Origin of the sequence: Nocardia sp. MH4, assembly GCF_019266065.1 — a bacterium.
GTDB lineage: Bacteria > Actinomycetota > Actinomycetes > Mycobacteriales > Mycobacteriaceae > Nocardia > Nocardia canadensis.
In genome coordinates, this window is the sequence record NZ_LPNR01000119.1 from 8898 (window position 1) to 23474 (window position 14577).

Here is a 14577-nt window from a genome sequence, read left to right on the forward strand (position 1 = left end):
GTGGCGGGACAGATCCTGGTGACCGCGCCGGTCGCCCTCGGCGCGGCCATCCAGTACTTCACCACGATCAACCAGCCGTTCCAGGGGAAATGATCCGGCGCTGCTGACCGCAGTGCCCAGTTCGACCCGCGTCGACCGGCTGCGTGCGCAGCCGGTCACGGTGCGGCCGTCGCCTCGCTGACGAGCACGGCGGCGACGCGGCCCGCGTAGTCGATGACGGTGGCCGGGTCGTCGCCCGCGTCGACCCGGCGCACGCACGCGTCGACCAGCGCCTGGAGTGACTCCGTCACCAGGGCGGGATTCGTCACCGCCGCCGCGGACAGTTCCCCGCGCAGGAGGTCGGCCAGTTCGGTGTGCAACGCGATCACCCGCGCCCGCGCGGGCGCCGAGAGGTTCATCCGCGAGAGCGCGGTGCGCCAGGCGTGATCCCCGTCGACGGCCTGCTCGACGTTGACGCGGACGTAGGCCACCACGCCGGCGGCGGGTGTCGGTGCGGCCTCGATCGCGTCGCGGACCGCGCTCGTCCACCGTGGAAAGCCGCGGGTGGCCACCATCTCGATCAGATCGTCGATCGAGTCGACGTAGCGGTAGATGCTGTTGCGGGCGATTCCCGCGCGGGCCGCCACCGCCCCGGCGGTCAGGGTTGTCTCGCTGTCCTGGGCCAGGAGGAACTCGGCGCTGTCGATCAGCGCCGCGAGTACTCGGGCGCGATGCTCGCGGACGCTGTCCGCGTTGATCTTGGGCATGGACCTCGGCTGCTTTCTCTTCCCCGTGTCCGGTTCCAGTTCGGGTACGTGCTAGCGTGCCGTCGAGCTTTTGGAGACACCGTGTCTCCAAGAGCGATTCATGTGCGTCCCGGACCTGGTCGGGCCTGCGCCGCGCACCGACGACACGGAGCTATTGCGATGAACGACCTTAGTGGGATCGACGGCTTCCTCGGCACGAGGGCGTCGATCGCCATGGACATGATGGTGACGTCGATGGTGCTGGTGGTGCTCGCGCTCGGATGGAGTGTGTACCGGGTCAAGGTCGGCAGGCGGTTCCGGCTCCACCGCGGGATCCAGCTCGGACTGGGTGTCGCGCTACTGGTCGCCGTCGTGCTGTTCGAACTGGATGTGCGCTTCAATGGCTGGCAGGAACGCTCCGCGGGAGTCGTGGGCGGCACGGCCTCCACCGCGGTGTGGACGTCGCTGGCGATCCACCTGGTGTTCGCCGTCACCTCGGTACTGCTGTGGCCGGTGGTGATCGTGCGGGCGGTGCGCAATTTCGGCAATCCGCCGCTGCCGGGCGCGCACGCTGCGTGGCACCGCCGGTGGGCCGGGGTCGCGGCGATCGATATGACGCTCACCGCGCTGTCCTGCTGGGTCTTCTACTGGCTCGCTTTCGCCGCCTGATCGGCCGTCTCGTTCGCGTGTCGGGGCCGCGCCGGACAGAATCGGAGGGGAACTCCGCATTCGGTGACGGTGAAAGGACGACAGGCGATGACGCTGTCCCGTCGGCAACTCCTGCGCTTCGGCGTGACCGGTTCGGTCGCGGCCGCGGTCGGCGTGTCGGCGGTGAGCAGCGCCCGCTTCGCCGCGCCGCGCACACTCGGCGAACCGTTCTCCCTCGGTGTCGCTTCCGGGGAGCCGACCGCCGACGGCGTAGTGCTGTGGACGCGGCTCGCACCCGATCCGCTGGCGCCCGACGGGTACGGCGGGATGCCGATCGACCCGGTGACCGTCGACTACGAGGTCGCCGAGGACGAGCGCTTCACCAGGGTGGTGGCCAGGGGCGCGGCGGTGGCCACCCGCGCGCTCGGCCACAGCGTGCATCCCGAGGTCGGCGGGCTGGCGCCGGATCGGTGGTACTTCTATCGATTCCGGGCGGGCTCGGCGATCTCCCCCGTCGGTCGCACCCGCACCGCGCCGGTGGCGGGCAGCCCGACCGCTCGGATGCGCTTCGCCTTCGCCTCGTGCCAGTCCTGGAGCTCCGGGTACTACACCGCCTACGAGCATCTGAGCGCCGAGGATCTGGACCTGGTGGTGCACCTGGGCGACTACATCTACGAGTCGTCCTGGGTGCTCGCGCGGCAGGGCGCGAGCCTGCCGCCCCAGCTGGAGGGCGAGGCGGTGAACCTGACGGGGTACCGCCTCAAGTACGCCCAGGCCAAGACCGAACCGCCGCTGCAACGCGCGCACGCGGCCTTTCCCTGGCTGGTCACCCTCGACGACCACGAACTCGACAACAACTGGGCCGGGGCGCAGCCGGGACTCGGTCTCGACGTGTACCGGCTGCCGCCGCTGTACCGGCGCCGCAAGGCCGCCGCCTTCCAGGCCATGTACGAGCATCAACCCCTGCGCCTGGCCCAGCTGCCCGCCGGGCCGAGCGCGCACCTGCACCGGCGCTACCGTTTCGGCGATCTGGCCGAGTTCACCATGATCGACACCAGGCAGTACCGCTCCCCGCAGGCCTGTGGCGACGGCACCGCGGTCACCGGCTGCGCCGACCGCTTCGCCACCGACCGCACGATCCTCGGTGCGGCGCAACGGGACTGGCTCGTCGACGGCCTGTCCACCTCGCCCACGCGCTGGCAGGTGCTCGGCAACCAGGTCGCGATGGCGCAGTCCGACTACGACCCGGGACCGGAGCTGTTGCTGGGCACCGACGCCTGGGACGGCTACATCGCCGACCGCAACACGGTGCTCGGCGCGGCGGCCGCACGCGCCGCGGGCAATCTCGTCGTGATCACCGGCGACCGCCACGAGAACTACGTCGCCGACCTGCGCGGCGACTACGCCGATCCCGAATCACCCGTGGTGGCCACGGAATTCACGGGCACCTCGATCACCACCGGCGGTGACGGCGCCGACTTCCCCGATAGCGGGCGGGCGCTGCTCGCGGCCAATCCGGACATGAAGTTCTACAACCGGCAGCGCGGCTATGCCCGGGTCGAGCTGGATCACCGGCTGTGGCGCACCGACTTCCGGGTGCTGCCCTATGTCACCCGGCCGGGAGCACCGATCAGCACCCGCGCCGGTTTCGTCGTCCAGGACGGTATTCCGGGAGCCGGTCCGGCGTGAGAACGGCGGCAGGTCCTCCTGCGCCGACGTCGGATGCCCGACAGGCCCCGAGGCTCACGGCACGGAGACAGGACGCAGGCAGCTCTGCAAGGGAGTGACGATCGAACACAGCGCGGGTCGGCGGGTCGGACGATAGTCCGCCGGGACGCCGTTCGCGGAGGTGATCGCACGCAGGGCGGCCACCGCGTCGGTGGGGCGGCGGGTCAGGCCGGGGTCGGTCACATCGACGGTGTAGAGCCCGAAACGCGGTGCGTAGCTGCCCCATTCGTAGTTGTCGGTGAGGCTCCAGTAGTTGTAGCCGATGACGTCGATGCCGTCGAGCTCGGCACGCTGGAGCCAGTACACGGTGTCGCGCAGATGGTCGGCGCGGGTATAGCCGTCGTGGCGGGGCGCGCCGTGCTCGGTCGGCAGCCCGTTCTCCACCACATAGATCGGCAGGCCGGGGAACTTCTCGGCGTAGGTGCGCAGGTCGTAGTAGATGCCCTCGGGCTCGATCGCGTTCTTCCACAGCTCGTCACCCACCAGCGCGGTGGTCGGCGGATGCTGGAGCGAGACACCGTAATAGAAGTCGATGCCGAGGTAGTCGAGCTTGCCCCGCACCCGGTCGACGAACAGCAGATCCGTGAGATTCTGCACGATCGGATACTGTGCGACATTGCTGGTCACCTTCGCGCCCGGCTGCCGCTGGTGGATGTAGTCGTAGATCGCTCCGTGCGCCTGCACCAGCCGGTCGAACATCGGCACGGCGTCGAGCGGTCCGATGTCACCGATCTTGATCGACTGGGCCACGTACCCCATCGGCTCGTTGATGGTCACCCACAGCGGATCGAACGCCGCGTACCGATCGACCACGCGGCGCATATTGGCCAGCCAGTCCGCGACCATGCCCTGGTTCGTCCAGCCGCCCCGGTCGGCCGCCCAGCCGGGGATGACCCAGTGATCGAGGGTGAGCATGGGCCGCATCCCCGCCGCCCGGATCTTCGCCAGGACCGCGTCGTAGAACCGGAAGTCGTCGTCGTTCCAGACATCCGCGCGCGGCTGCACCCGCGCCCACTCGATGCTGAGCCGGAAGACCCGTACCCCCAGCCCGGCCGCCAGTTCGATGTCTTCGGCGTAGCGGGTGTAGAAGTCGACCGAGTCGCCGTACGGATCTCGCGCCTTCCCCGAACCGGCGTAGCGGCTCCAGTTGCTGTCCGGCGCATGACCTTCGGACTGGAACCCGGACATGGACACGCCCCACTGGAAGTCCGCGCCGAGGGCGGGCACACGCGTCGGCGCGGCCGCCGCACTGCCGGTGCCGGACCCGCTGGGCGCCGCGAAGACCGTGCCGCTCCCGCCGAGCACGAGCGCGATCGTCGACAGAATCGTACACAGGATGCGCGTGCGTCTCATATCGGCAGGATCTCCCCAGGTGGTCGAGCGGCGGTGATGTCAGCAGCCCGGACTTTACTGGTCACATGTCCAATATGTGGCGGATTCCGGGAGCTACTGATCGGCGGTGAAGTCCTCCAGGGTGAGTGGGGACGTCTCGGGCACCCGGACCGGGCGCAGGAACGCCCAGCCGACGAACACGACAGTCACCCCAAGCATGCCAAGACCCGCCCACAGGTTCACGTCGATCCCGCCGGTCTTGGCCTCCTGCGCGGCCGGGTCCTGCACCAGCGAGGTGATCACCAGGACGACGCCGTAGCAACCGAGCAACGCGCCGATGATGGTGCGGATATCGAAAAGCATGGCCCTGTCTCCTTATCCGACGACGATGTTGAGGGCGATCACCAGCACGAGCGCGATCCCGGCGAGCAGTACCGGGCGCTGGTACCAGGGCAGCGAGTCCGCGTCGGGGTCGGTGCGCAGCGCCTTCGGGGTCTCGGAGTAGACCAGGCCGACCAGTTCCGCGGCGGGCTTGGGCCGGGTGACCAGCGTGACCGCGACGCTGACGGTGATATCGACGACGAAGGCGGCCCCCGCGGCGACGAAGCTCGCGCCTTGCCCGGACAGGTTCGTCACCCCGGTCTCGTTGAGCAGGAACACCGATACCGCGGCCAGCGTGCCACTGACCAGGCCGACCCAGCCCGCGGCGGGTGTCATCCGCTTCCACAGCATGCCGAGGATGAAGGTCGCGAACAGCGGCGCGTTGAAGAAGCTGAACAGCGTCTGCAGGTAGTCCATCATGTTGCTGAATCCACCCGCGATGAACGCGGTGAAGATCGCCGCGACGGTCGCGCCGACCGTCGCCAGCCTGCCGACCTTCAGGTAGTAGCCGTCTGGCCTGCCCTTACACACGTACTGCTGCCACAGGTCGAAGCTGAACACGGTGTTGAACGCGGAGACATTGGCCGCCATGCCCGCCATGAACGCCGCGAGCAGACCGGCCAGGCCCACCCCCAGCAACCCGTTCGGCAGCACCTCTTTCATCAGGAACAGCAGCGCCTGGTTGTAGGTGACGTCGCCCTCGAAATCCGGATTCGCGGTGACCTGCTGCTTGTACTCGATCATCTGCGGCACCAGCACCGCGCTGATCATGCCGGGGATGACCACGATCAGCGGGATGAACATCTTCGGGTAGGCGCCGATGATGGGCGTGCGCCGCGCGGCCGAGATCGAGTGTGTCGCCAGGGCGCGCTGCACCTCGACGAAATTGGTCGTCCAGTAGCCGAAGGAGAGCACGAAGCCCAGGCCGAACACGATGCCCATGATCGAGGCGAAGTCGTCGGTGAACCCGCTCATCGCGTTGCCCGGCCAGGTGCTCAGCTGGGCGGCACCGCCCGGCGAGGCGGTCACCTTGTCCTGCAAGCCTTCCCAGCCGCCGACCCGGTGCAGACCGACCAGGGTCAGCGGCAGCAGCGCCGCCACGATGACGAAGAACTGCAGCACCTCGTTGTAGATCGCGGCCGAGAGCCCGCCCAGGGTGACATAGGACAGCACGATCGCCGCCGCCACGATCACCGAGATCCACAGCGGCCAGCCCAGCAGCACATTGACGATGGTGCCGAGCAGGTAGAGGTTCACCCCGGCGATGAGCACCTGGGCCAGCGCGAAACTCAGCGCGTTCACCAGGTGCGCGCCGGTGCCGAAGCGCCTGCGCATGAACTCGGGCACCGAGCGGACCCTGGAGCCGTAGTAGAACGGCATCATCACCACGCCCAGAAAGAGCATGGCGGGCACGGCGCCGATCCAGAAGTAGTTGAACGTCGGGAAGCCGTACTGGGCGCCGTTGGCCGACATGCCCATGATCTCCACCGCGCCCAGATTGGCGGAGATGAAGGCGAGCCCGGTGACCCAGGCCGGCAGCGATCGGCCGGAGAGGAAGAAGTCGACGCTGGAGGACACCCGGCGCCGGGCGATCAGCCCGATGCCGAGCACGAACACGAAATACAAAGCGACGAGCGCGTAGTCGACGGGAGCGGCGTCCAGACGCAGGGTCGACGACGCGTCGAGCGTGGTGGTGGAAACGGCAAGCGGCACAGCGTGTCCCTCCTGGCCTGGAACCGGGCGGCGCAGGGGCGTCGTTGGCGACGGCGCGGGCCGCGTCGCCCGCCGAACATTCTCGGATGGATTTACTGTGCGCGATGGTGCTGCGCGTCACAGGCCGAATCGGGTTCAGCGAACTTTTGTTCAGGCCACTCGGTGGGCCCCGGCGGCCGGTTCGACGGTGAAGACCCGGGGCGCGGCCAGACCCGCCGTCAGGAAGCGCTGCTCGATCCGCGCGGCCACCCGGTCGCCGTCCGCACGGTCGACCAGCGCCAGCACGCTGCCGCCGAAACCGCCGCCGACCAGCCGCGCGCCGTGCGCGCCCGCCGCCAGGGCCGCGTCGACCGCGAGGTCGAGCGCGGGGGCCGACACCTCGAAATCGTCCCGCAGCGACCGGTGCGACGCGGTGAGCAGTCCACCGATCGTCCGCGGGTCGGCACCCGAACGCAGACGGTCGACGACAGCGAGCACCCGCGCGTTCTCGGTGACCACATGCCTGGCCCGCCGCCGCAGCAGCGGATCGGCGAGCCGGGGCAGGTCGGCCTCGGTGGCATCGCGCAGGGCGCGCACCCCCAGCACGGCGGCGGCCGCCTCGCACTGCGCCCGGCGCTCGGCATACGCGCCGTCGGCCAGGTCGTGCGGATGGCCGGTGTCGGCGACGATCAGTGCCAGCCCCGCCGCCGCGAGATCGAACGGAATCTGCTCCACCGCAGCGGGTTCGGGGCCGTCGGGCGCCGTGAAGGCGCGCACGTCGAGGAACAGCGCGTGACCCGCCGTGCACAGGATCGACGCGGACTGGTCGAGCAGCCCGGTCGGCACCCCGGCGAAACCGTTCTCCGCGGCGCGCGCGATCTCGACGACGGCGCGATCGGTGAGTTCGGGCGCGAACAACTCGCGCAGCGCCACCGTCACCGCGCAGCACAGCGCCGCCGAGGACGACAATCCCGCCCCGATCGGCACCGCGCCGTCGACCTCGAGCCGCACCCCCTCGATCGGATGCCCCCGGCGTGTGAACTCGACCACCACCCCGAGCGGATACCGCGCCCACCCGGGCACCCGATCACGCTGCGCCGCAAGCTCTCGCACCGCGACCACGACGACCTCGCCCGGCCGCTGCGCCGAGGTGAGCCGGACCCGGCCGTCCGCGGTGGGCCCGGCCGCGCAGACCACGCCCAGCGGCAAGGCGATGGGCAGCACGAACCCGTCGTTGTAGTCGGTGTGCTCACCGATGATGTTGACCCGGCCGGGTGCGATCCAGCTGTCCATCTTTCGGCTCCTCTACACTCGTCGACGCTGCGGCGATCCCACCACACACCCTGTCGGCCGGGTGCCGCGCACCGGGTACCGAATCGGTATCCGGCAATGCGCGCAAGGGCACGACAACCGGGTGCCGAACGTGTCATGATCGACTGAGTTGTAAAGGTTTTGAGCGTCTCTTACGTTCGATCGGCGCTCGTCGCGTGCGCAGCAGGATCGAGGGGGGCTGATGACCATCAGCGAGACATGCCGGCGGAACCCGCGCTGGTACGCGATCGTCCTCGGGGCGGCCGGGGCCGCGCTGCTCGCGCCGCTGCTCGGCACGCGGTCACTGTCGTTCCTGCTGCTGGTCGCGATTGTCGCGGGCAGTCTGGCGATGATCGGCTACGGCCTCTACAGTCACCGGCCGGCGCACCGGACGCCCTGGTACCTGCTGGCCACCTCGGTCCCGCTGTTCGCGGCGGGGACCGCGATACGCGAACTCGGTTTGCACAGCGCGTGGCGCCCCGTCGATGATCTGTGCACCGTGGCCGCCTATCTGTGCCTCGGGCTGGCGGCGGTGGGCTGGCTGCAACCGCGCCGCGTGGCGGGCGCCCGCGATCTGTGGCTCGACTCGATGCTGATCGGGCTCAGCGCCCTGCTGGCCTCGTGGACGTTCCTGATCTCGCCGATCCTGCGCCACCCCACCGGTTTCGACACCGTGCTGGCCGCGAGCTACCCGGTGATCGACGCGCTGCTGCTGACCGTGCTCGCGCACTCGCTGGCCACCGTGGTCCGCAGCGAGACCGCGTTGCGGCTGCTGCAGGCCGCGCTGATCGCGGTGCTCGTCGGCGGGCTGCTCGAAAGCCTCACCGCCGCGGGCACCGTCTTCGTCGACAGCGGTTTCGCGCTGGTGCCGCAACAGTGGGCGTACCTGCTGGCGGGGCTGGCCGCGCTGCACCCGACGATGGGCGTGGCGCACGTGGCCGACGACGCGCACCCGCACCGATCGCGCAGACGCGCGGGCGCGATCGCGGTGGCGCTGGTCGCCGCCTCGCTGGTGAGCGTCGTCGGCGCCGACCTCGGCTCGGGCGACCGGGTGGTGATCTGCCTGCTGCTCACCCTGCTGCTGGTCGGGGTGCTGGTGCGCAGCGAACGCGCGATCGCCCGGAGCCTGCGCAGCGAGCGCCGCGCCCAGTACCAGGCCGACCACGATCTGCTCACCGGCCTGTTCAACCGGGGCGCGCTGCTGCGGGCGCCGCACCGGCATCGCCGGGAGTGGGCCGGAAAACCGTTGTGCCTGTTGTTCATCGACCTCGACGGCTTCAAGATGGTCAACGACAGCTACGGGCACGCCGTCGGCGACGAACTGATCGCCGAGGCCGCCGCCCGCATCCGCCGCACCGCCCGGCGCAGCGACGTCACCGCCCGCTATGGCGGTGACGAGTTCGTCGTGCTCGCCGCCCGCAGCCGGGCCGAGGCGGCGGTACTCGCCCAACAGCTGCTCGGCGCGTTCGTGCGGCCGTTCGATCTGAGCTGCGGCGAGATTCCCATCACCGCCAGCATCGGCGTGGCCTGTGTGGCCACCCGGCCGACCGACTCCACGGTCTTCGACCTGATCCGCGCCGCCGACGCCGCGATGTACCACGCCAAGGAATACCGCCTCGGTCTCGCCTTCCACGACAGCCTGCGCCAGAACACCGGGCCCCGGGTCCTGCGCAGTACCGGAAGTCCCACCAGCACAGCGGTATAGCCGTGCGGGTGGGGACGGCGCTCAGTCTCCTAGTTCGGCAAGGAGCCTTTTGGCCGCCTCCAGTTCGGCCTGCAGCTGGGCGACCTTGGCCTGCTGCGCGCCCCGCGCGGCCTCCAGGATCCCGGCCACGACTTCCTCGACCTCCGGGTGCAGGATCTTGGCGGCCTGGGCGACGGCGCCACTGCTCACCGCCAGCCCCTTCACACTGCGCTTCTTACCGTTGACCACGTCGACGGTCCACTCACCGTCGGACGTGCCGGTGAGGGTGACGGTCACCTCGGGCGCCTTGGGCTTGCGCGCCGCCGTGGTCTTCGCCGCCGGACGCGATGTCGCCGGCTTGGGCGCGGCGGACTCGTCGGGGACGGGCGCGAGCGACCGAGGAGCGGGCGGCGTCGGTGCGGCGCTCGGCAGGGTCGACGGCTGGGTCACAGTGTGGTCCTTTCGATTGCTCGGCTCGGGGACACTCTCCGGGCGGGTCCGCGAGGATCCGCCCGGCGCTACGGTAGTCGCGCGGGCCGGCTTGGTCAGCGTCACCTCGCTCGGTCCGAACGACAGCACATCTTTGGAACCGGTGGGCTTCACCTGCAGGAAGTCGCCGTCGGCCGGGTCGCCGAGGGCGACGACCTTGCCCGACTTGCCCTCCGCGACGCCGACGGCGGCGGCGGTGAACCACACCATCGGCGGTTTGCCGTCGGCCAGCTCACCCGCGATGCGCGCGAGCTCGGCCTCGGACAGTACCTGCGGGGCGGATCGGCGGGATGCGGACTTGGTGCTCGGCGAGGACATCGTGGACTCCGGAGGTTGGTGCGTTCTACAGCGTGGTGTGCTGGAGATGATGCCGCACGCCACCGACATGTTCCGGGCGAGCCCACCGTCACGGCCCGAAAACCCGTCCGATGACGGGCTTCCCGGCCGTCCGCGGATCAGTCGCGGGCGGCGTTGCCCGCGGTCGTCGGGCGGATGTTGGCGCGCACCGCGGCGACATCGGGATACCCGTTGACGGCCATCAGCAGATCGGCCTCGGCGGCGTAGCTGCGCAGCAGGTGCACCAGTCCGCGCACCCCGCCCAGCGCCAGCCCGTACACGTACGGCCTGCCGAGCCCGACCATGGTCGCGCCCAGACCCAGCGCCTTGACGACGTCGGCGCCGGAGCGGACGCCGGAGTCGAACAGCACCGGCACCCGGTCGTCACACGCGGCGACGACAGCGGGCAGCGTCTCGAGCGCGCTGAGCCCGCCGTTGGCCTGGCGCCCACCGTGATTGGAGCAGTAGATGCCGTCGGCGCCGAAGTCGATCGCCTTGCGCGCGTCCTCGGGGTGCGAGATGCCCTTGAGAATGATCGGCAGCTCGGTCAGCGAGCGGAGCCAGGTCAGGTCGTCCCAGGTCAGCGAGTTGCCGAAGGTCGCGATCCAGTGCAGGACAATCAGCTTCGGATCATCGGAGCCGACCATCGCCTGGAACACCGGGTCGCTGGTGTAGTTCTTCAGCACGTGCCCGCGCAGCTGCGGGAAGTTGCCGCTGGACAGGTCGCGCGGCCGCCAGCCGGGGACCCAGGTGTCGAGGGTGACGGTGATGCCCGCGTAGCCGGCCGCCTCGGCACGGCGGACCAGGCTCTCGGCCAGCTCCCGGTTCTTCGGCGTGTACAGCTGGAAGAACGACGGCGTGTCGCCCGCGTGCGGGCGGACGTCCTCGAGCGGGTCTTCCATCAGCGTCGAGAACATCGCGGGCACACCGGTTTTCGCCGACGCCTGGGCCACCGCGATGTCACCGTGGCCGTTCTCGCCGACCAGGCCGATCACGCCGACGGGGGCCAGGAACAGCGGGCTGGCGAAGGTGTGCCCGAAGGCGGTGACGGTGAGATCGCGCTCGGTCGCCCCGACCAGCATCCGGGGCACCAGCCCCCAGTCGGCGAAGGCCTCGGCATTGCGGCGCTGGGTGAGCTCGTCGCCCGCCCCACCGGCGATGTAGTTCAGCAGCGTGTCGGGCAGCGCGGCGGTCGCCTTGCGCTCGAGCGTCGCGTAGTCCATGGGAAATTCGGGCAGATTCCCACCGAGCGCGGCCAGGTAGATCTCGTTCTGATAGTCGGCGAACTGACTCATCGCTGAACTTTCGCATGCGAGCCGGGGTTCACAGACCCCAGGGGGGATGTAAGGTGCGTCATACTCGTAAGTAGACAGCAGCGTACCCAGCAGCACGTTCCGAGATTGTGAGTGCCCCTGTCGTGACCCTCGTCGAACACTCGGCCGCACCCGCCGACCCGGACGTTCTCCTCGCTCGGCGCATCACCCACGGTGCGATCCGCTACCTCACCCTCCTCGCCTGTGGCCTCTCCCAGGATTCGATGGACCTGCTCACCTCGGTGACCGACCGACTACGCGCCGCCGAGGGCGCGCTACGCGATCCGCTCACCGCCGATCTCGGCTTCGACTGATCACCGCAGCCGGGCGGTGAGCGCGGCCAGGTCGGCCAGCCGATGCGCCCGCGCGATCTCGGCCGGCGTGAACGGTTCGTCGGGACGCACGAATCCCCAGCGATCGTCGTCGCGTTCGAGTTCCAGCACGGTGCCCTCGCCCACATCGCCCGCCGCGGGCGTGCCGGGCGCGAGATAGCGCGCGCCGAGCAATTCGGCGACGGCCAAGGGCAATTCGTCCGGATCGCCCACGATCCGGGCCGCGATGGCCAGCGCCTTGGTCTGACCGTCGATCAACGACAGCACCGTCGCGGGCCAGACCCGCACCCCCGAACCACCCGCCTGCACCACCGCCGAGGTGAGACTGTGCACGGTGACCCCCTCGGGCGCGGCGACGACGAGTTCGTCGAGCACTGCGTCCTCGAGTTGATGCACGTGCACCGTGAGGATGTTGGCCCCGCGCTGCGCCAGGTGTTTGGCCAGCGTCTCCAGCGCGCCCGGACGGTCCGCCAGCCTGACCCGGATCCGCCACAGTGCCTGCGCCTCGTCGATCCGGTCGCGGTGGCGTAGCTCCGGGCCGTGCAGCCAGCCGCCCAGCATGCGCATCGCCCCCGGCTCGACCACCCAGATCACCAGGATCGTGGTGGTGATCGTCAGCAGGGCGACGGTGAGCAGATAGGGCGGGTGCAGGTGGATCACCAGCGCGTGCAGCGCCAGCTCCACCGGGAACACCGCCGCCAGTTTGGCCAGCGCCAGCCGGGTGCGGCGCGGGTGCGGCAGCCGCCCGCACACCTCGCAGGCCAGGGCCGTGACACGGGGTCGCACTGCGATTCGCCACATGCGGCTCAGCGTCACCCGCGCACGTGTCGATCATCGACGAGACACGTAAACGGGGCGTGACAGTCGCACCGAAACCGCTTGACCTGCACCGCCTTCCACGGTGACACCCGCCACGCGCACCGCGCGGATGTGACCGCGAGCACCCGGGACCGAATGGTGACCGACGATAGCGCCGCGCAACGATTGTGACTCGTCTCACCATAATTGATTGACAAAGCAACACAAACGGGCATAAAACAATATGAGTACACATTCAGCGCATCGGAGGAACCCATGTACGCCGAGGAACGGCAGCAGGCCATCGCGACCCTCATCGGGCATCGCGGACGGGTCTCCGTCGCCGAACTGGCCGATCAGTACGGGGTCACCACCGAGACCGTGCGGCGCGATCTCGCCGTCCTGGACCGGCTCGGCCTGATCCGGCGGGTACACGGCGGCGCGGTCGGCGCGGGCGCGCTGACCACCATCGAGCTGGGTACCGCCGAACGCGACAACACCCGCGCCGCCGAGAAGGACCGCATCGCCGTGCTGGCCCAGCGCCACCTGCCCGCTTCCGGCGGCAGCGTGCTGTTCGACGCGGGCACGACGACGGCCAGGGTGGCCGCCGAGCTGCCGACCGACCTGGACCTCGTCGCGGTCACGAACTCACTGCCGATCGCCACCCGGCTCACCGGTTTCGCCGGGGTGCGGGTGCACCTGCTCGGCGGGCGGGTGCGCGGGGTCACCCAGGCGGCCGTCGGCGCCGAGACACTGCGAATGCTCGGCGAGCTGCGGGTCGACGTCGCCTTCGTCGGCACCAACGCGCTCACCGTCCGGCACGGCCTGTCCACGCCCGATCCCGAGGAGGCCGCGGTGAAGCGCGCGATGATCGCCGCCGCGGACCGGGTCGTCGTGGTCGCCGACGCGGGCAAGGTCGGCCGGGAGGATTTCGTCCGCTTCGGCAGCACCGACGACATCGATGTGCTGGTCACCGATACCGATATCCCGGCCGGCGCGCACGCGGACCTGGTCGCGGCGGGCATCGAGGTGGTCCTCGCATGATCGTCACCCTGACCGCGAACCCGAGCGTGGACCGCACGGTCACCCTCACCGGACCGCTGCGACGCGGGCAGGTGCATCGCGCCGCCGGGGTCACTGCGCAACCCGGCGGCAAGGGCGTGAACGTCGCGCGCGTCGTCGCGGCGGGTGACGCGCCGGTCGTGGCGGTGCTGCCGGGGGCCCAGGACGATCCGGTGGTGCACGGATTGCGCACGGCGGGGATCGGTTTCCGTACCGTGCCGGTGCCGGGTGAACCACGCATCAACCTGACCATCGCCGAGACCGACGGCACCACCACCAAGATCAACGCTCCCGGCCGTCCGCTGACCGGCCGCGAGCTGGCCGAGCTGACGGCGGTGCTCGTCGAGCTGGCCGCCGGGGCCGACTGGATCGTGCTGTCCGGTTCGCTGCCGCCCGCGGTTCCGGTCGACTGGTACGCCGAGCTGGTCGCGCGGTTGTCGCCCCTCGGCGCGTCCGCGAACGGCGCTACCCGCACCCGCATCGCGGTCGACACCTCCGACGCGCCCCTGCTGGCACTGTTCGCCGAATCTGTCGGCGTCGCACCCGATCTCATCAAGCCGAACGCCGAGGAACTCGCCCAGCTGACCGGGCTCGACCCGGTCGACCTCGACGACCCCGTGGCCGCCGCCGCGGCCGCCGCCCGCCTGGTCGATCGGGGCGTCGGCGCGGTGCTGGCGACCCTCGGCGCGGCCGGTGCGGTGCTGGTCACCGCCGAGGACGCCTGGTTCGCCGCGGCCCCGCCGATC

14 protein-coding genes are annotated in these 14577 nt (G+C 70.2%); 6 read left to right on the forward strand and 8 right to left on the reverse strand.

Going from position 1 to position 14577, the window contains the following annotated elements:
* Positions 1-155 precede the first annotated feature (155 nt).
* Complete coding sequence (locus ATM97_RS26880; RefSeq protein ID WP_218720987.1) at positions 156-746, reverse strand: TetR/AcrR family transcriptional regulator; 591 nt, start codon at positions 744-746, stop codon at positions 156-158.
* Positions 747-905: 159 nt separating this feature from the next.
* Here ATM97_RS26880 and ATM97_RS26885 point away from each other — a divergent pair, with 159 nt between their 5' ends.
* Entirely contained in the window at positions 906-1394 is a 489-nt protein-coding gene (locus ATM97_RS26885) for a DUF420 domain-containing protein (RefSeq protein ID WP_218720988.1), read from the forward strand.
* An 87-nt stretch (positions 1395-1481) separates the two neighbouring features.
* On the forward strand, positions 1482-3062 hold the full coding sequence (locus ATM97_RS26890) for an alkaline phosphatase (protein WP_218720989.1): 1581 nt from the start codon (positions 1482-1484) through the stop codon (positions 3060-3062).
* 54 nt (positions 3063-3116) lie between these two features.
* On the opposite strand, the gene ATM97_RS26895 is transcribed toward ATM97_RS26890, so the two are convergent.
* The 4 genes from ATM97_RS26895 to galK all read right to left on the reverse strand — a co-directional run bounded on the left by ATM97_RS26895 (position 3117) and on the right by galK (position 7799).
* A complete protein-coding gene (locus ATM97_RS26895; protein WP_218720990.1) occupies positions 3117-4454 on the reverse strand; it encodes a family 1 glycosylhydrolase in 1338 nt (445 codons plus the stop codon).
* A 93-nt stretch (positions 4455-4547) separates the two neighbouring features.
* Positions 4548-4796, reverse strand: coding sequence for a hypothetical protein (locus tag ATM97_RS26900; RefSeq protein ID WP_218720991.1), 249 nt, complete (start codon positions 4794-4796; stop codon positions 4548-4550).
* A 12-nt stretch (positions 4797-4808) separates the two neighbouring features.
* Positions 4809-6527 (reverse strand): sodium:solute symporter family protein, encoded by a 1719-nt coding sequence (locus ATM97_RS26905; protein ID WP_218720992.1) that lies wholly within the window; start codon positions 6525-6527, stop codon positions 4809-4811.
* Between the two features lie 150 nt (positions 6528-6677).
* Positions 6678-7799 (reverse strand): galactokinase, encoded by a 1122-nt coding sequence (galK, locus tag ATM97_RS26910; RefSeq protein WP_218720993.1) that lies wholly within the window; start codon positions 7797-7799, stop codon positions 6678-6680.
* 220 nt (positions 7800-8019) lie between these two features.
* Here galK and ATM97_RS26915 point away from each other — a divergent pair, with 220 nt between their 5' ends.
* The gene (locus tag ATM97_RS26915) at positions 8020-9522 is read left to right on the forward strand and encodes a GGDEF domain-containing protein (protein ID WP_218720994.1); all 1503 of its coding nucleotides are present in this window, start codon (positions 8020-8022) and stop codon (positions 9520-9522) included.
* Positions 9523-9543: 21 nt separating this feature from the next.
* On the opposite strand, the gene ATM97_RS26920 is transcribed toward ATM97_RS26915, so the two are convergent.
* Both ATM97_RS26920 and ATM97_RS26925 read right to left on the reverse strand, forming a co-directional pair.
* Positions 9544-10308, reverse strand: coding sequence for a DUF6319 family protein (locus ATM97_RS26920; RefSeq protein ID WP_218720995.1), 765 nt, complete (start codon positions 10306-10308; stop codon positions 9544-9546).
* 137 nt (positions 10309-10445) lie between these two features.
* Positions 10446-11621 (reverse strand): alpha-hydroxy-acid oxidizing protein, encoded by a 1176-nt coding sequence (locus ATM97_RS26925; protein ID WP_218720996.1) that lies wholly within the window; start codon positions 11619-11621, stop codon positions 10446-10448.
* Positions 11622-11728: 107 nt separating this feature from the next.
* Here ATM97_RS26925 and ATM97_RS26930 point away from each other — a divergent pair, with 107 nt between their 5' ends.
* Entirely contained in the window at positions 11729-11953 is a 225-nt protein-coding gene (locus ATM97_RS26930; RefSeq protein ID WP_218720997.1) for a hypothetical protein, read from the forward strand.
* Here the strand turns inward: ATM97_RS26930 and ATM97_RS26935 are convergent, their stop codons facing one another.
* A complete protein-coding gene (locus ATM97_RS26935) occupies positions 11954-12772 on the reverse strand; it encodes an amino acid-binding protein (protein WP_218720998.1) in 819 nt (272 codons plus the stop codon).
* Positions 12773-13045: 273 nt separating this feature from the next.
* Between ATM97_RS26935 and ATM97_RS26940 the strand changes: the two genes are divergently transcribed.
* Complete coding sequence (locus tag ATM97_RS26940) at positions 13046-13813, forward strand: DeoR/GlpR family DNA-binding transcription regulator (RefSeq protein ID WP_218720999.1); 768 nt, start codon at positions 13046-13048, stop codon at positions 13811-13813.
* Positions 13810-14577, forward strand: a 768-nt coding sequence (locus tag ATM97_RS26945) for a 1-phosphofructokinase family hexose kinase (protein ID WP_218721000.1), incomplete at its 3' end; no start/stop codon positions are given. The genes ATM97_RS26940 and ATM97_RS26945, both read left to right, overlap by 4 nt.